Annotated in this window: 11 protein-coding genes; 4 read left to right on the forward strand and 7 right to left on the reverse strand. The window is 46.8% G+C overall.

The window, feature by feature from the left end; all coding sequences use genetic code 11:
* Nucleotides 1–4: 4 nt before the first annotated feature.
* From WH43_RS18120 to WH43_RS18135, 4 genes are all read right to left on the reverse strand, one after another.
* A complete protein-coding gene (locus tag WH43_RS18120) occupies nucleotides 5–4,564 on the reverse strand; it encodes a sensor domain-containing protein (RefSeq protein WP_053425971.1) in 4,560 nt (1,519 codons plus the stop codon).
* 166 nt (nucleotides 4,565–4,730) lie between these two features.
* A complete protein-coding gene (locus WH43_RS21230; protein WP_286050004.1) occupies nucleotides 4,731–4,949 on the reverse strand; it encodes an MmcQ/YjbR family DNA-binding protein in 219 nt (72 codons plus the stop codon).
* Nucleotides 4,950–5,044: 95 nt separating this feature from the next.
* The gene (locus tag WH43_RS18130; RefSeq protein WP_053425972.1) at nucleotides 5,045–7,066 is read right to left on the reverse strand and encodes a S9 family peptidase; all 2,022 of its coding nucleotides are present in this window, start codon (nucleotides 7,064–7,066) and stop codon (nucleotides 5,045–5,047) included.
* Between the two features lie 52 nt (nucleotides 7,067–7,118).
* Complete coding sequence (locus WH43_RS18135) at nucleotides 7,119–8,639, reverse strand: fumarate hydratase (protein ID WP_053425973.1); 1,521 nt, start codon at nucleotides 8,637–8,639, stop codon at nucleotides 7,119–7,121.
* Nucleotides 8,640–8,954: 315 nt separating this feature from the next.
* Between WH43_RS18135 and pabB the strand changes: the two genes are divergently transcribed.
* From pabB to WH43_RS18150, 3 genes are all read left to right on the forward strand, one after another.
* Nucleotides 8,955–10,343: an aminodeoxychorismate synthase component I gene (pabB, locus tag WH43_RS18140; protein ID WP_053425974.1), complete on the forward strand. Its 1,389-nt coding sequence runs from the start codon at nucleotides 8,955–8,957 to the stop codon at nucleotides 10,341–10,343.
* Between the two features lie 4 nt (nucleotides 10,344–10,347).
* Complete coding sequence (locus WH43_RS18145) at nucleotides 10,348–10,914, forward strand: CoA pyrophosphatase (RefSeq protein WP_053425975.1); 567 nt, start codon at nucleotides 10,348–10,350, stop codon at nucleotides 10,912–10,914.
* 133 nt (nucleotides 10,915–11,047) lie between these two features.
* Nucleotides 11,048–12,427, forward strand: a complete 1,380-nt coding sequence (locus tag WH43_RS18150) for an L-serine ammonia-lyase (RefSeq protein ID WP_082335855.1) — start codon at nucleotides 11,048–11,050, stop codon at nucleotides 12,425–12,427.
* 206 nt (nucleotides 12,428–12,633) lie between these two features.
* On the opposite strand, the gene WH43_RS18155 is transcribed toward WH43_RS18150, so the two are convergent.
* Together WH43_RS18155 and WH43_RS18160 are read right to left on the reverse strand one after the other, a co-directional pair.
* Nucleotides 12,634–15,822: an efflux RND transporter permease subunit gene (locus WH43_RS18155; protein WP_053425976.1), complete on the reverse strand. Its 3,189-nt coding sequence runs from the start codon at nucleotides 15,820–15,822 to the stop codon at nucleotides 12,634–12,636.
* Nucleotides 15,822–17,042, reverse strand: coding sequence for an efflux RND transporter periplasmic adaptor subunit (locus tag WH43_RS18160; protein ID WP_053425977.1), 1,221 nt, complete (start codon nucleotides 17,040–17,042; stop codon nucleotides 15,822–15,824). Before WH43_RS18160 ends, WH43_RS18155 begins: the two co-directional genes overlap by 1 nt.
* Before the next feature lie 428 nt (nucleotides 17,043–17,470).
* Here WH43_RS18160 and WH43_RS18165 point away from each other — a divergent pair, with 428 nt between their 5' ends.
* Nucleotides 17,471–17,779 carry an isoamylase early set domain-containing protein gene (locus WH43_RS18165; RefSeq protein WP_053425978.1) on the forward strand — a complete coding sequence of 103 codons (309 nt, stop codon included), beginning with the start codon at nucleotides 17,471–17,473 and terminating at the stop codon, nucleotides 17,777–17,779.
* Between the two features lie 67 nt (nucleotides 17,780–17,846).
* Here WH43_RS18165 and WH43_RS18170 read toward each other — a convergent pair whose 3' ends face one another.
* Nucleotides 17,847–18,965 (reverse strand): beta-ketoacyl-ACP synthase III, encoded by a 1,119-nt coding sequence (locus WH43_RS18170; protein WP_053425979.1) that lies wholly within the window; start codon nucleotides 18,963–18,965, stop codon nucleotides 17,847–17,849.
* Between the last annotated feature and the right edge of the window lie 5 nt (nucleotides 18,966–18,970).

Here is an 18,970-nt window from a genome sequence, read left to right on the forward strand (position 1 = left end):
GCAATCAGAAGTTCTGATTGCGCACCAGTTGTTCAAATTTTTCAGCGGGCAAAGGTTTACTGCATAAATAGCCTTGATAATAATCACAGCCTTGCTGACGCAGGAACTCCAGCTGTGCCTGTTGTTCAACTCCTTCAGCCAGAGCTTTTAATCCGAGAATATGTGCCATAGAGATAATAGCAGTGACTATGGCCTGACTTTCAGTATTCTCTGCCACATCATCAATAAAACTTTTATCTATTTTCAGTACATCCAACTGATAACGTTGTAAATAAGCAAAGGAAGAATAGCCTGTGCCAAAGTCATCAATGGCAAGATTGACCCCCATTTGGTGCAAGTCAGACAGCACCAGCTCAGCTTGTTGTTCACGCGACATAATGGCGCTCTCCGTGAGTTCAAGCTCCAGGAACCTGGCAGGGAAGCCCGTCTCATTTAGGATCTGCGCTGTCTGAGCTCCAATATTTCCATGACTGAACTGATGTGAAGATAAATTCACGGCTAGTTTCAGATCGGGTAAACCTGCTTCGCGCCACAAGGCCCCTTGACGACAGGTTTGTGCGAGCACCCAATCCCCTATAGATCCTATCAGTCCTGTATCTTCCGCTATGGGAATAAAACGTGCTGGCGCTATCAGTCCCTCGATAGGATCATTCCAGCGCACCAAGGCTTCAGCACCCACAATGCGGCCGGTTTCGATCTCGAGCTGTGGTTGGTAATACACCAAAAACTGATCCTGAGCCAAAGCTCCACGCAAGCGAGCCTCTAAATCAATACGCTGACGGGCATATAGAGTTAAATCATCAGAGTAATAAGCAAAACGCCCCCGCCCCTGCTCTTTAGCACGGTACAAGGCAGCATCGGCGTTGCTGAGTAACGTCTCTCCTTCTGTGCCATGATCCGGATACACAGAAATACCAATACTTGCACCAATCCTGACTTCCGCATTGTTACTTAACAGCCAGGGCTGACTCATATCGTTGATCAATTGGGTCGCGAAACGAGCGGCATCTTCACTTTGATGTAGTTGCTCCAGCAGAATAATAAATTCATCTCCACCAAAGCGGGCCACAGTATCTATTTCACGTAAACGTTGTTTCAAAGAGGCGGCCACCAGTTTTAACAACTCATCACCAGCTGGGTGACCAAAACTGTCGTTAATGTACTTAAAGCGATCGAGATCCATCATCAGTACCGCAAACTGATGCTGATCCCGTTTCGCTAAATCCACCGCATTTTGTAGCCGTGAACTCATCAGCAAGCGATTCGGTAAGTCAGTCAGCACATCATGATGCGCCAGATACGCCAATTCCTGCTCCGACGCTTTTAACTGGGTAATATCTGCAAAGACAGCTACATAATGACTAATATCCCCGGCAGCGTCGAGAATAGTACTGATACTGAGCAGCTCAGGGTAGATTTCTCCGTTTTTACGCCTGTTCCACACTTCTCCCTGCCAGTGTCCCTGCTCAGAAAGTTCCTGCCACATTTGAGTGTAAAAGGCCTGATCGTGCCGTCCTGATGAAAACATCGCAGGAGTATTGCCAACGACTTCAGACTCTTTATAACCTAACATCTGCAATAACGACTGATTCACCTGAATGATACGGTTGGACGCATCCGTTACCATAATCCCCTCTCGGGTACTTTCAAACACAGCTGCAGCCTGCTGCAGGGACGATTCAAACTGTTGGCGTTTCACCGCGTTGCCTAAAGCTGTTGCCAGCATTTTTAGCGCATCCAGTTCAACCTGATTCCACTCGCGGCATCTGTGATGCTGCTCAACACCAAGTAATCCCCACCAGACACCATCGACCATCACTGGCATCAGAGCTATGGCCTGAATACGGAAACGTTTCAGTACAGGTTGCAACATCGGATCCATGTCTTTTGCCTGCCCTGCAACCATATTTCCTTTCATCAATTGCTCAATCGCCGGATACCAGCGGGATAACCTATGGTTTAACTGTTTGAAGGTACGGACATGTTCTTTTTGATCTCTGCGCCACTGCGTCAACAGAGCACCACTGATCAGCTCTTGTTGCACTGTATTCTTATACAAATAAATAGCATCCACATCCAAAGCTCGGGTGATAGACGGCAACATACTGCGTAATAACTGTAACCAGTCACTGTGCTGTAAAAAACGGGCCGCCATATCGGCAAGATTCGACATCACTAAAGCTCTTTGCTTTAGTTCCCGACGAAAATGCACTTCAGCGCTAATATCATCAACTGTCACTAAAACACCAGACAACTGCTCTTGTTCAAATAAGGGTTCAGCATTCACCTTGAGCCAGCGTTGCACCTGACCACGTTCTATGCCCATCACCACATCGCGCACAGGTCCGCCGGTACGCAACACCTCATTGCTTGGATAAAGTTCGGTGGGGTATTGAGAACCGTCTTCATAGATGGTATTCCACTCTTCGGCTCTTGGCTCCTGAGCTCGCATTTCTGCCAGACTGCAGTTGAGCATGCGCTCTGCAGCCGGATTCGCATCGACTATTGCCCCGGTTTTGTCGTGTAACACCAAGCCTTCAGACATGGTATTAAATAAGGTTTTCAGCTTATCGCTGCTGGCTTCCTGCTCCAGTTTGGCTTGCCTGAGCTCAGTAATATCAACCATAGCTCCGATAATATGCTGCTGCCCTTCTGTGAGCTCAGGTAGTAAACGCAAGTCATCCCGAATAAAACGTAAATAGCCAGCGGCATCAAAAAAACGATACTCATGACGATAATGACCATGCAACAAGGTTTGCTCAACGGCGAGTTCTGCCCTGGCTTTATCGTCGGGATGAACGCCCTTCTCCCACCATTGTTCCTGTAAGGATTGTTCTACACTGTACCCAAATAAACGCTCGACATTGCTACTCACCCAACTGGTTCTACACTGGCTGCCATCTAACTCAATACGATGTAATACGGTCGAACTGGCCGCCAAAATAGCATCCAGTTGCTGTGAGTTTTGCAGCAGTTGCTGGTTGCTACGATTTAAATCAGCATAAAGCTGGCGCTTCTCTGTCACATCATCAAAGGTAGCCAACAGCTGGTCGGGTTGGCCTTCCTGACTAAATCGTTGCATCATCAATTTGATGGTTAAAACACGACCTGATTGATGTTGCAGCTGAATATCGGTCTGGGCTAGATTTTGATCTTTAGATGAAAAACTGGTTGCCATAAATTGTTCGGGGTGTAATGCCAAATCACGCAAGGACAACCTGAGTAACTCAGCTTCGGAGTAGCCCAACAAAGACTGCAGTTTTTGATTGACCCGGATAAAAGGCTGATGAGTGCGGGATAATATGGCCATACCAGAAAATGGCATATCGAAAAATGCCTGAACCGTTTTATCCTGCTCCGTTTGTTTAGCCGCTAATGCCAGTTGATGTGACTGCATCAATTCGCGCCAATACAACAAAGCACCCAGCACCATTAGCATCAACAAGGTGCCGGAGATCATCGACAGCCACAGCAGCAAGGTATCTAAAGGCTGCAATACTTCCGCTACATCTATTTTGCTGACCAGCATCCAGTTGGTTTGCCGTATCGGTGTATAAGCGCCCAGTACTTGCTGATGGCGGTAATCTAACTCTTCAGCCGTATTAAATTGACGCTGCCTCAATGCTTTTGCAACCAACAGCGGGCCATCAATATCAGTATCAGTATCAGTATCGTGTGTCGCAGAGAGTTGCGGGTGACGCAATGGATTTAAAAACACCACAGAACGGCCTCGCTGCTGTACCAGCAGCACTTCAGCGGTTGGACTGGACACAGGCCAGTTTTGAATAGATGGAAATAAATACAGGCTGGTATCCACCACAAAGACCAACTGATAAATCTGTTGCCCTATCGCCAGTGGTATAAACCAGCTTAATTGGCAATATCCGTCCACCTTGCTGTGATCGCATTGGGTGGCTGGCTGAGCCTGGTCTTGTCCAGCAGACCAGACATCGAATTTTAGAGGGCTTCCTAATAAAAGACGTTGCTTACCCTTGGGGTCAAGTAACAATACGGAATGAAAAGAGTGCTCGGTAATCAGAGCGGCCAATCGATTTTGTACCTGTGTGCTATGTGTTCCTTGCTCAAGGTAATGCTGTAATTCTTGCCGGAATGAGCTGTCTCGGGATAACCCATTGATATCGTATTGCCGCTCCGCCAACCAGAGTTCTAACTGCTGTTTTTTAATCTCAGTGACGTTGCGCAGATCGGCCAGGGCTTGTGTTTTTAGCTGGCTACCATGAATCGATTTGGTGATGTAAGCCATAGTGGGTATAGCCAGCAAAAACGCCAAAATAACAGCAATAACACGTAATTGTTTGTATCGTACTGAAACGACAGAATCAAAAAACTGCTGTTTTCGCCAGGTGGCCAGCAGCACATAAATGATGCAGCCGCTGATACATACAAAGGCCACTCCTTTGACTGTGCCCAATAATGAATTTACTTCAGGATCACTGATGGTCAGATGCAATAAATGGTCGGAACCAAAAATCCACAGCAACGCAAAACCACAGTAAAGCAGTACAATTCGAATAGCAGTTAAGGGGTAAGCAGGTTTAGTCATGTCTGTCCGTGTCGTTTATTTTTCTGATCTGGTTCGAGCTGTAAGGCCTGCCTCTGTACTTTAGATAAAGATTGGAGCACCAATAGTCTGGACTGATCGATTTGTCTTTTTATTTCCAGCTCCGGCACAGTGTTATCTAAACGCAGCGTATTCCAGTGTTTTTTATTCATATGATAACCGGGCTTATCGCCGGAAAAATATCTCGCAAAGCCAAAGCTTCATCCGGATCACATTTCAAATTCAATCGCGCTTCGCCCTGTCCAGTGAATAGGATAGCAAAGATTTTACCTTTTATTTTATAGACATAGAGATCGGGACCAAAAGGAAAATCCTCCTCGCTTCCCATCAACTCAAGGCAGTAATGACGCACATCGGAAAATTGCATAGACATCATCCGGCTGATTGCTGCAATAAAGAAACACAACGCAAATTACAAAAATAAAGAAGGCTGCACAGGCAGCCTTCCGCGAACAGTACCGCTTATTTGCTGGTATGCAATTTCATCCAGTCAAAGACTTCGTTGTACCAACGCTCGGCATTACGTGGTTTTAAAATCCAGTGGTTTTCATCAGGGAATATCACCAGTTTGGATTCAATACCCTTGCGCTGTAAGGTAGTAAAAGCCGCTAGTCCCTGTGCATAAGGCACGCGGTAGTCTTTTAAGCCGTGGATCACCAACATAGGGGTTTTCCAGTTATCGACAAAAGCTGACGGATTAAACTTCTGATAATCGCCGTCTTTATTCCAAACCGGGCCGCCCATATCATGTTCAGGGAACCACAACTCTTCGGTACTGCCATAAAAACTTGGCATATCAAATAAACCAGCATGATTGACTAAACATTTAAAACCTTCAGGCCAGTTACCAGCAATCCAGTTCATCATATAACCGCCGTAGGATGCACCCAAAGCGCAGGCGTTTTTACCATCCAGCCACTTTTCTTTTTCAGTGATAAAAGCTAAACCTTTTTGTAAATCAATCAGTGGCTTGCCACCCCAGTCGCGGGCAATAGAGTCAGTAAAAGCCTGACCATAGCCAGTCGAGCCGTGGAAGTCGATCATCACGACGCCATAGCCCTGAGCGGCCCATAACTGCGCATTCCAGCGGTAGTTAAACATATTACCAAAGCTGCCTTGCGGGCCACCATGCACGATAAAAGCAATGGGGTATTGCTTACCTTCTTTGTAATTGACAGGCTTCATCCAGTAACCATGCACAGTTTCGTCATTGGCTCCAAGGAAATTAAACTGAGCAAATTCAGCAAACTGAATATCTGCCAACGCCTCTTTGTTGATTTGAGTTAAAGCGGCTGGCGCTCCGGCTTCAGCAGTGATTTGGTAAATATCCGTAGGTTTATCCAGGCTATGATTAGTAAAAATAAGTTTGTTGCCCGCCACATTTAAGTCACCGGCAGTGCCCTCTGCATAGACTTTGCTGATATCACCAAAACTGGTGTTGATAGAGAAAATACCGTGCTGGCCCGTGTCTTGTGCTGTGACATAAATAGTTCTGTTGTCCGCTCCAAACTTGTAGTCACTGATGGACCTGTCCCATTCTGGTGCCAGCTCTTTGCGCTGACCTGTCACCATATCCAATAAAATCAAACCAAAACGATCGGCCTCGTACACTGGTTTTTTCATCGCAAGGTAGGCCATAAAGCGACCATCGCTGGAAAATGAAGGTTTGGCATCCCAGGCTGCGTTATCGCGGGTTAAATTGACTTTTTCGCCACCTTTAACCGATACCTGAAAAATATCAAAGTTGGTATGCCAGGCTTGATCGATACCTGGAATTTTCGCGCTGAATACCAGATTTTTACCATCTGGCGTAAATGACACTTCTTTAATACCAGCAATGTCGGTGTTCCATTCTGGCAATAAGTCTTTGGCATCTGTGACTTTTTTGCCCGTTAAATCTGCTATGTATAAATGACTTCTGAATTCATCCGCCCAGGTATCCCAATGCCTTACCATCAACTGGTCGTAGACCATAGCACTGTCTTGCTGTCCGGCTTTGATTTGCTTCGCTTCGACGGTGCAGGACAAGGTTTCGCAACCCGGCTTTGCGGCCATTTGCAGTACAATTTTACTGTTGTCTTCTGCGACTAAGAAACCATCAACATCCAAAGGCAAATCCGTGATTTGTTGAGCTTCACCACCAGTTACAGGCAAACGCCAGACTTGAGAGGTCCCTGAACGGCCGGCGATAAAATACAGCGCACTGCCATCATGGCTCCAGGCTACACTGTGTTCTTTGTCGTCGTTAAAGGTTAAACGGCTGACTTTATTGTTTTGCTGCAAATCAATCAAATACAGATCGGCACTAGTATCTGCTGGAGCAAAGCCGCCATTTTTTTGGCCATACACCAGGTAACGACCATCAGGGGATACTACGACATCGTAAACTTTGTTGAGTTTATTTAAGTGTTCAATAGTAAGTGGGGTTTTGGCAACAGCAGCACCGCTTAACAAAGCCGCGGTCAGAAAGATCAAGGCTTTCATAGATTCTCCCGGTAGAAAAACGCCCTGAGGGTCAGGGCGTTATGTATTAATTTTAGTTATTGGCAAGTTCAGCTATCTTCACTTTCCAAATAGCAGGTCCTTGTTTATGCACGTTATTTCCTTGACTGTCAACCGCCACAGTGACAGGCATGTCTTCAACGTCAAACTCGTAAATCGCTTCCATACCTAAGTCGGCAAACGCGACAACTCGGGACTTTTTAATAGCTTTAGAGACTAAATACGCAGCACCACCGACCGCCATTAAATAGACAGCTTTATGCTCTTTAATGCTTTCTACGGTTTTGTCGCCGCGCTCAGACTTACCAATCATACCAAGCAGGCCAGTTTGACCTAACATCATGTCGGTAAACTTATCCATACGGGTGGCTGTAGTTGGACCGGCTGGGCCTACGACTTCAGAACCTACAGCATCGACAGGACCGACGTAATAAATAAAACGATTTTTAAAATCGACGCCTTCTGGCAGCGCTTCGCCTTTCGCTAACATATCAGCGATACGTTTATGCGCCGCATCGCGCCCTGTCAACATTTTGCCCGACAGGAGTACAGTTTCACCTGCTTTCCACTCCAGCACATCTGCAGGGGTCACTGTATCCAAATTCACTCGGCGAACATTGTTGCCCAGCTCCCAGGTCACTTCAGGCCAATCTTCCAGCTTCGGAGGTGTCAACACCGCAGGGCCTGAACCATCTAAATGGAAGTGCACGTGACGGGTCGCAGCACAGTTCGGGATCATCACCACTGGTTTTGACGCTGCATGAGTAGCGACAGATTTGATTTTTACATCCACCACTGTAGTTAAACCACCCAGGCCCTGAGCACCGATGCCCAGTTTATTGACCTTGTCGTACAGTTCAACCCGCAGTTTTTCGTCGGCTGTTTCAGCACCTTTTTCCAGTAAGTCCTGAATATCCACAGGCTCCATCAGGGCTTCTTTGGCAAGCACTGCTGCTTTTTCTGCCGTACCGCCAATGCCTATACCTAACATGCCTGGCGGACACCAGCCAGCACCCATTTTCGGCAGCGTTTCCAGCACCCACTCCACCACTGAATCCGATGGATTGAGCATCACCATTTTGGTTTTGTTTTCGCTACCGCCGCCTTTGGCCGCAATAGCCACTTCCACATGATGACCCGGGATCATATCGATATGAACCACAGAAGGTGTGTTGTCCTGGGTATTTTTGCGGGCACCTGCAGGGTCAGCCACAATAGAGGCACGCAGCGGGTTATGTGGGTTCAGGTAAGCACGACGTGTACCTTCATCCACCATCTGCTGCACTGTCATATCGGTTTTATCCCATTTGACATCCATACCGATTTTAACAAAACAGGTGACAATACCTGTGTCCTGACAAATAGGTCTGTTGCCTTCAGCCGACATGCGGGAATTGATCAGGATTTGGGCTATGGCATCTTTGGCGGCCTGATTTTGTTCTTTGTGATAGGCCTTTTCAAGCGCCTGAACAAAATCCAGCGGGTGATAAAAAGAGATGTACTGCAACGCATCTTCGATGCTGTCGATAAAGTCTTGCTGGCTAATTACGGTCATATTCTTTGTGCCCTTCTGTTTTCCCCGCCGCTGTTGAAACTGCAGCTTTACTGACTTCGATTTTCGCCCCGCATGCATAGTGCCTATGCTTGCGGGGATTCACTCGCTGTCGTTGCGCTGAAATTCCAATGACTTAGGGTAACATTATCTTTTCTTGTGTTTTGGCCTCTGTCTGTTCTGCATCCAGACAAAGCGGCTTTTCCTGTGTTCAGGTTAACTAATATCAGTTGGGCTGATATCATACAGCGCAACAGATCCAGCGGCTAGTCAACAAGCGTATTTTTGCCGGAATTAGCCCGTTTTATGAGACGACTTATGTCACAGTTTTTGAAGTTAGATGCCAAAGTGCCGCATCTGCTGGAGTATTTTTCTGCAATAGCTGCAGAACCTTGGGCCATGTTGCTCGACTCAGCGGCAAGTAATCACGTCAACAGTCGCTTTGATATTTTAGTGGCTCGCCCTGTCGCGACCCTTGTCTATCAGCAGGGTCAATTAATCCAAACCGAACGAGGCCAACCTCAGTTGTTGCAAATGGATCCTTTTGGCGCCTTGCAGCAACTTATCCATACTTATTTTCCGGATACACCCACGTTATCAGACCATGCTGATTTACCTTTTATCGGCGGCGCTCTAGGTTATTTTGCTTATGACTTAGGCACAGTGATTGAACCCGTGCCACAAGCGACAGATGCAGGAACTTTGCTTCCTGATATGGCGGTTGGTATTTACCTCTGGGCCCTGATTTTAGATAAACAACAGCAGCAACTGTGGTATGTCGATTACCGGGGCAATGCGGCTGCGCACTGGACAGAAAAAGCAGCACTTTTTAATAATACAGCTGACATCACACCTTTTGAACTCACGACAACATGGCAAGCTAATATGGATAAAACCAGCTACAGCCAGAAGTTTGACCAGGTACAAAACTATCTGAAAAGTGGTGACTGTTACCAAATTAATTTAGCTCAGCGTTTTGAAGCCAGTTACAGCGGTGATGAATGGCAGGCATATTTAACCTTACGCAGTAAAAATGCTGCTCCTTTTTCGGCTTTTTTGCGTTTGCCCCAAGGTGCCGTATTAAGTTTGTCGCCAGAGCGCTTTTTACAGCTCAAAGCGGGTCAGGTAGAAACCAAGCCAATTAAAGGCACCAGACCACGTTTTGCTGATGCTCAGCTTGATAAGCAAAGCGCCGATGAGCTGCAAACAGCCTCGAAAGACAGGGCAGAAAATGTGATGATTGTCGATTTACTGCGTAATGATTTAGGCAAACACTGTGTACCAGGCTCGGTCAAAGTACCGGCTTTATTTGCCATCGAGTCGTTTCCCGCAGTGCATCATCTGGTTAGCACTATTACCGGTACTTTAAGCACAAGTGCTGACGCTTGTGATTTGTTGCGCGGCGCTTTTCCGGGTGGATCTATTACCGGCGCTCCTAAAGTGCGGGCCATGCAGATCATTGCTGAGTTAGAACCCAATAGTCGCTCTGTGTATTGCGGGGCTGTAGGCTATATCAACAGCAGCGGTAATATGGACAGCAATATCGCTATCCGCACTTTAGTGATGGCGCAAGGCAAAGCTTACTGCTGGGCCGGAGGCGGTATAGTGGCCGACTCACAGGTCGATGCCGAATACGCAGAGACCTTCCATAAGGTCAATAAGATCCTGCCTTTGCTCACTGAAACAACATCAGCCTTGATGGACTAACCATATGAACCGGCAGCAGTTTTTACAACGTTTTTCCCTTCAACCAGCCAAAGGCTCTGTGTTGTTGCAGATGGAGAAAAGTAAAGCTGCTGCTGTACTGGTTGTATTAAGAGAGTATCAAGGCGAATTGCAACTGCTACTGACCAAACGCAGTTCTGACTTACGCCACCATCCGGGCCAAATCAGTTTCCCCGGCGGTAAGATGGAGGCAAATGAGCAAAGCCATCAGGCCGCTTTGCGTGAAACTCATGAAGAAACAGGTATCACTCCAGAGCAACTGCAGTTGATTGGCCAGCTCCCCAGCTACGCCACAGGTACTGGCTTTTTAATTCAGCCCTGGATCGCCTTGTTAAACCAGGAGGCTGAACTCAAACTGCAAGCCTCTGAGGTAGAATCGGCCTTTTGGCTGCCTTTGTCTTTCGTACTGGACTCACAAAACATTCACAGTGAATATTTTGCTATGCATGGCCAGTCGCATCTTGTGCACTTTATGCCCTATGGCCCACATCTGATCTGGGGCGCAACAGCGGCTATCCTCTATTCGTTAAAACAACAACTGCATTTTTACTGACTGTAACAAAATCAGAACAGCACCGCGTACAGTTTCTGCTGTACTAAGCACCGACCAGTTACAAAGCGAGTTACGAAATTCATTTGCTTCCGTTAGAATGGCGCCCAATTCTTATAACGAAAAGCAGACTCCAATGATTATTAGTGCTTTTGATATGTTTAGCATTGGTATTGGCCCATCCAGTTCTCACACTGTAGGCCCAATGCGTGCCGCAAAAAAATTCTGTGAAAACCTGCAAGCCATGGGTTTATTTGATCAAGTAACCAGCGTTAAAGCTGAACTCTTTGGCTCTTTAGGCCAAACTGGTATTGGTCACGGGACAGGCAAGGCTGTCATTTTAGGTTTGTCCGGTTTTTTACCGGAAAACATTAACCCGGATGCGATCCCCGCTTTATTAAAATCCGTCGATGACACTCAACAAATTCTGCTGGATCAAAAGCATTCCGTCGCGTTCCCACGCGAAGGCGCTATCGTCTTTCACCGTCGCAAAACTTTAAAAGAGCATTCCAACGGCATGGAGCTGATAGCTTATGCTGGTCATGAAGTGTTGTTCAGCGAAATTTACTTCTCAATAGGCGGCGGTTTTATTGTTAAAGCGGAAGATTTTGCCAAAGAAAAGGAGGCCGCCAGTCAGTTTGCCGCTGACAACCCACCACCTTTCCCTTTTGAAAGCGGCGCCGAGCTGATGAAGCTATGTAAAGAAAACGGTTTATCCATTGCAGGTTTGATGATGGAAAACGAAAAAGTGCTGCGTAGCGAGCAACAAATTCAGCAGGAGCTGGGAAAAATCTGGCAAACCATGTATGACTGTGTGCAGCGTGGCATTCGAACCGAGGGAATTTTACCTGGCGGTTTAAAGGTCAAACGCCGCGCCCCTGCCCTGCATAAACGCTTGATGGCGGAAAAAAGCTCCGATCCATTGCAAGTGATGGACTGGGTGAATTTATTTGCCTTAGCGGTCAATGAAGAAAACGCCGCTGGTGGCCGTGTAGTGACAGCACCTACTAATGGTGCCGCAGGTATTATTCCGGCCGTCCTGATGTATTACGACAAATACATTCAGCCTGTGACGCCGGACATTTACTGCCGTTACCTGTTAACCGCGGCCGCTATTGGTATTTTATATAAGAAAAATGCCTCAATTTCAGGTGCTGAAGTCGGCTGCCAAGGTGAAGTGGGTGTCGCTTGCTCTATGGCTGCAGGTGCTTTAACTGAGATCCTCGGCGGCTCTGTCGATCACGTCGAAAACGCTGCAGAAATTGGTATGGAACATAACCTGGGTTTAACTTGCGACCCTGTCGGCGGTTTAGTGCAGGTACCTTGTATTGAACGTAACGCGATGGGTTCTATTAAAGCCATCAACGCCTCACGCTTAGCTTTACGTGGTACGGGTGAGCACAAAGTCACTTTGGATAAAGTGATAAAAACCATGTGGGATACAGGCCGTGATATGCAAAGCAAATACAAAGAAACGTCGCGCGGTGGGTTAGCGGTCAATATCATCGAATGTTAAATCCCCTGCGTCCTTGAAGCTGCAGCTTCGTTGGCTGCATCCTCTCGCCCCAGTCACATAGTCAGCTATGCTCCCGGGGTCTCGTTTGCTTGCCGCCTCGCTGCAACATCAATGACTTTGGGGATGAGTCTGAGTCCTTGAAACCAGTGCTTCGTTGCCGGCATACCCCATAAAAGACCGCCTTTCGGCGTCTTTTATGGGTGATGTCATTTCTGCTGTGGTAACTCATCCACTGTGTAGGTTGTATCTTCAGCCTTTTTACTTCTGAATACCCCTAAAAAGTCATCGAGTATCACATACAAAGCGGGGATCAGCAGTAAAGTGATCACTGTCGCAAACAAAATACCGTAGGCCAGTGAAACTGCCATGGGCACTACAATTTGCGCTTGTAAGCTTTTCTCAAGCACTATAGGCGCAAGACCTAAGAAGGTGGTTAAAGATGTCAGCATAATAGGCCTGAAACGTCTGGTTCCAGCACCAACCACAGCCTCTTTTAATGGGATACCATTGCGGCGCGATTCGTTGACAAAATCCACCATCACCAGCGAATCATTGACTACAACCCCAGCCAATGCAATCAAACCGAACAAGGACATAATGCTGACACTCAGGCCCAGCAACATATGACCTAAAATGGCACCAATTAAACCAAAAGGGATCACTGACATAATAATCAGCGGCTGAGTATAGGATTTCAGCGGTATAGCCAACAGCGCATAAATCACAAACAATGCCAGCAGGAAACCTAAGGCTAAGTCAGTCATGGCGTCTGCTTCTTCCAGACTGGCCCCTTCCAATGCCGTTTCAATGCCGTATTTTTCTGCAAGTTTCGGCAGCACTTTGTCCTGTAACTCCTTCGTGATCTTCATAGGTTCGGCCAACGCTTTATCTACTGAAGCACTAATAGTGACGGAACGCTCACCATCTACCCTGTTGATCGCAGAATAACTGGGCTGAGCTTTGTATTCAGCGACTTGAGAAAATGGCACTTCGGCACCTGAGGCAGTGCGGATTTTCATATTCTCCAGATTGCCAACTGAACGACGCTCTTCTTTCGGATAACGCACCATCACTTTGACTTCTTCGCCATCACGCTGGATACGCTGAGCTTCAGCACCGTAAAAACCGTAACGAACCTGAGTGGCCAGGTCAGACAAGGTAATACCCAAAGCCTCAGCCTGAGGCTTAATCTTCAGCACTATTTCGTCGTTGCCACCACTGATACTGTCCTCAATATCATAAACGCCCTGATAGGCGACCATAGCAGCTTTTAACTCTTCAGTAGCTAAACGCAACTGATCAAGCTCTTTGCTTTTTAGCTGGAACGAGATATCACCGCCACCACCGCCACTGGTGGAAGAGAAAATTTGTAGTGTTTTTATGCCTGCAATTTCCGGGATTTGCTCGCGCCATAACCGGACGAACTCGTTGGCATCTATGTTACGACCTTCACTTTTCTCCAGTTCAATCACCAGCTCACCACGAGTGTCTGATTCAGTAAAGGTCAAGCGGTGCTTCATCAGCCCCTCTTCTCCCTTCGCCACTATCTGCTCGTTGGTTTTGACCAAAGCCGCTTCCAACTGTTGCATGGCTTGCACTGTCGCCTGGCCTGATGAGCCTTCCATCATAGTTAAATTGGCATTAATAAAGTCGCTTGGGATATTAGGAAAGAATACCCAACGTACATGACCACCAGCCATTAAACCTATCATCAGCACCATCATGGCGAAAAAGCTGGTCGCCGTGATGTAGCGATACTCAATGCACCACGCAATAGCCCTTTTGTAACGACCATAAACGAAACTGTCCGTTGCCCCTGATACTTTAAGACGAACAAACTTAAGTCCATTGCTGCAGGCACGACCTAAGCTATAAAAAATGCCATGGCGATCCGGATCCCAGGGCTTGCTGTCCATCGCAATTAAATGCGCGGGCAAAATAAACTTGGATTCGACCATAGAAAACAGCAGACAGAGGATTACTACCCAGGCGATAGACTCCCAAATCGGTCCTTGAGGACCACCGACCATCAACATAGGAATAAAGGCCGCAATGGTGGTTAACACACCAAAAGTGGCAGGCATAGCCACACGCTGAGCGCCGCGGATCACGGTTTCGGCGGATTTGCCGTATTTTTCAATTTCCGTGTAGGCACTCTCGCCTATGATGATGGCGTCATCCACCAGTATGCCCAGCACCAGAATAAAACCAAACAGACTGATCATATTGATCGACACATCAAACATCGACAAAGGCATCAGCGCTATAGTGCCAAGGAAACAGACCGGAATACCCACCATCACCCAAAAAGCGACACGAAATTCCAGAAACAACGTCAGACTGATCAGCACCAGTAAAGCGCCCATCAGCATATTGTCCGTCATCAGATCCAGCCGACCTTGCAGGTAATAACTCGAGTCACCCCAATAATCTATATTCATACTATCGGGCAAATCAGCCTTTTTCTTCCCGACGTAGTCTTTCACCGCAGCCGCAATTTTTAAGGTATTGTCCTCGCCTACCGCATCCACTTTAATCGACACAGAAGGTTTGCCGTTAAAGGTAGAGTAAGACTCCATCTCGACAAAACCATCGTTCACTTTGGCGATATCACCCAATAATAAACGGGTACCATCGGCTCTGTTGATCAGCACTATGTCGGCAAAGTCTTGTTGACGGTAGGCCTGGCCTTTGGCACGGAGTAAAATATTGCCATTATCCGCTTTAATAGAACCACCGGGTAAATCCACAGAACTGCCACGCACTGCAGTCACAATCTGGTTAAAGGTCAGGCCATATTCGCGTAGCTTATGCTCTGACACCTCGATGGAGACCTCGTAGTCCAAAGCCCCAACCACTTCCACTTTGCTAACACCAGGCAGTTTTTTCAGCTCGTCCCGCACATCTTTGGCAAATTCTTTTAAGCCGCGTTGGTCGGTATCGCCATAGACAGATAACCACAACACATTGCTCTGGAATTTAGTGTTGTACACTACCGGACGTTCTGTTTGTTCGGGAAAAGATGAGATAGAGTCCACCTGCATCTTAATTTCGTTCATCACTTCCTGAATATCATATCCGGATTGAATTTCCACATTGACAGTGGCTAAACCTTCCACCGCATTAGAGCGGATTTTTTTAATTCCATTGAGACTTCGTAAGGATTCCTCAATTTTATCAACTATGCCCTCTTCCACTTCCTGCGGCGCAGCACCCAGATAAGCCACCCGAATGGTGACCTGTTCTAACTGAATCTCAGGGAAGGTTTGCTTTTTAATAGTGAATACACTGGCGATACCTGCCAGCAATAAAATAACCATCAATAAATTGGATGCCACGCTATTGCGGGCAAACCAGGCTAACCAGCCTTTATGGGTTTGATCCAATGGCTGCATTAGCGTTTCTCTCCGTTCTCAGTGGCCGCTATCGCTGTTTTCTCTTTTTCTGCATGATCGACTGCCGTATCAGCCGAGGTACGCAATGCCATACCTTCCAAAGGATTAGCAATAGCGGTCAGTACTAATTGTTCAGCAGAATCTAAGCCAGCACTGATATAAGCGTACTCTTCGTCCATCCGTTGCACGGTAACAGAGCGAATATGCAGCTTATTGTCTTTACTGATTGTCAGCACCTTTTGATCTGGCTTTAATAAGTGCCGCTCAACCAACACCAGATTGTCGCCTGATTTACCATCGATACGGGCTTTGACGAAACGGCCAAAACGCAATGGAGCCTGACCGTCTGATTTTAAACGATAAGGATCTTTGATTTCGGCTACAGCATAAATAACCCGATTTTCATCATCCAGCATGCCTTCAGTACGCACCAGTCTGGCCTGCCAGTTCAGTGGCTGTCCTGCCACCTCTGCCGATAACAACACTTCAGGTTGCTGCTGCTCTGAGGTGGTGAAACCAGGCATATTTAAATAGCCCACATCGTTATCTGACAAAGGCAAGCGGACTTCCGCTACTTCTGTGCCATAAATAGTGCCCAGGTTAAAACCACGGCTGATAAACTGGCCAATGTTGGCATTTTTAACTTTGACTATGCCATCGTAGGGCGCCCGTATTTCAGTACGGATTAAATTGCGGCGGGCATTTTCAAGTTCAGCCTCAGCAGAACGCACATTCGCCAGTTCCTGTGCCAATTGGGGACGGCGTAAACCCAGTTCAGGAGCTTTACCTGCGCTGAACTCACTCCACTCCTTTGCCGCTACTTTGCCGCGGGCTTTTTCTTCCTCTAATAGCGCCTGTGCGCGGGCCAGATTCGCCTCGGCCAATTTAACCGCCGTTTGATAATCGTATTGCTCGACCTGGATCAATAAGTCTCCGGCGCGGAAAAATCCCCCTTCGATAAAGTTATCCGCTACTTTAACAATAACTCCATTGACTTCAGAGGTCAGGCTGGTGATCACTTTAGGCTGCACTGTTCCCTGAGACCAGACCTGATAAGTCAGGTTTTGTCGACTGACAGGTTTTACTTCAACAAACAAATCTTTACGTGTTTCTTTTTTTTGCTCTGGTGGTTTTTTTCCCGCAACCAGAGCTGAAGCAATAATTACAGCGCCCAGCACAATTAATACAGGAACCCCAGCTTTCACCCACTTGCCCGCCATTTTTAGTCCTTTAGTCACAATACTGTCTGACTTTATCTTACCTTTGTGTACGCCAGAACTGTACCTGTAGATGTTAAGGTTTTTATTAGTCGCCAAAATCCGTAGTGCGCTATTTATTCTTTTTTGTTGTCTCTTTTTTCAGTCAGACCTTAAAACAAAGGCCTTGCAGAGGGGTTGGACCTGCTTCATCAAAAGTTCAGACAGAACCCTGCGTGAAGTTTCGACATATTTAGTTACAACTTCAGTCTGTGTCTGGCAGATAAATAGCTAAATCATCTATACCCATTCCAGAAAGTTCTTTTGGGGACTTCTGTAGCTTCGTTATGGTGGAGATGACCAAGATTTGGTTATTTTTTAGACACATCATTGTCATCACGATGCAATAGAGTGTGGTTTTAAACCCAAAGTAATTCAGGAAGGAAGCGGCTATGAGTATCAGTAAACAGTATTTAAAAACGAAACCCGTCTGCAAAGTCACTTTTACTTTTGCAGGTCATCAGTATCCGCAGGCTCAAACTGTCGCTTTGGCGGGAGACTTCAACAACTGGGATCCCGTAGCTGTGTTGATGAAAAAAACTAAAACGGGTGATTTTACTGCCAGTTTAAATCTGGACAAAGAGAAGCAGTATCAGTTCAGATATGTGGTAGATGGGCAAACCTGGCTGAATGATGAGCAAGCTGACGCTTATGTGCCAACTCAGGTCAGCTATGAGCAAAACTCAGTCGTGCAGTTGTAAAAACTAACAGGGAGCAGAGTAAAATGAAACTCAACGGCTTCATTTTGCTCTGCTCCCCATTGATCAATTAACGTTTTTCCAGCACCAGACAACCTACGGAGTAGCCTGCCCCGAAGGAGCATAAAATGGCTTTTTCGCCGGATTGAATACCTTCTTTATGTTTATGAAAGGCAATAATAGAACCTGCTGAGGCTGTATTGGCATAAGTATCCAGCACCAGCGGAGCTTCTTCGGGCAAAGGATCTCTGCCTAAGATTTTCTTGGCCGCAAACAGATTCATATTAATATTGGCCTGATGCAACCATAAACGTTTTAGATCATCCGGAGTTACAGCCAAACGCTGCATCTCATTTAAAATCACATCGGCTACTATCGGCAGTAATTCTTTAAACACCTTACGGCCTTGTTGTTTGAAAAAGGGGGTGTCTGGATCAGTTTGCGGATGGCAATGTTCGGTATACCCTACATCACAACGGATATTATTAGAAAATTCAGTTTTTAAACTCATGCCGAGAATGCGATACGCATTCTCTGAAGTGACTGTATCTTCGGCTTCAATAATAGTAGCGGTGCAGACATCACCGAAAATAAAGTGGCTGTCACGACTGGTGTAATTCACTTGGGGTGAGGCAAATTCAGGATTGACCACCAACACCACTTTGGCCATACCACCACGAATGGCATTCACCGCATTGCTAATAGCAAAAGTAGCGGATGAGCAAGCCACGTTCATATCAAAAGCATAACCTGTTGCGCCCAAAGCCTGTTGCAGTTCGATAGACAAAGCCGGATAAGGCCGCTGCATATTAGACGCAGCACAAATAATCAGATCGATATCTGCGGCCGTCTTACCGGCTTGCGCCATGGCCTCCTGCGCTGCCACTATCGCCATCTCCACCATTTCAGGGTGCTCGTCTTCGCCACGCTTAGGGAAAACCGGCATCATCACGGCTGGGTCTAAGATCCCCTCTTTGTGCAACACATGGCGGGATTTGATGCCTGAGGCTTTTTCAATAAATTCGCAGCTGGAATACTCCAGTGCAGCCAATTCGCCTGATGCAATCTCAGCAGCATATTGTGCGTTAAATAAATCGACATACTGATTAAAACTGGCCACTAACTCTTCGTTGGTGACAATTTCGGTGGGAGTAAACAGGCCTGAGCCGCTGATCAGCACATTTTTCATTCAGA

The organism is Rheinheimera sp. KL1 (genome assembly GCF_001275035.1).
GTDB lineage: Bacteria > Pseudomonadota > Gammaproteobacteria > Enterobacterales > Alteromonadaceae > Pararheinheimera > Pararheinheimera tangshanensis.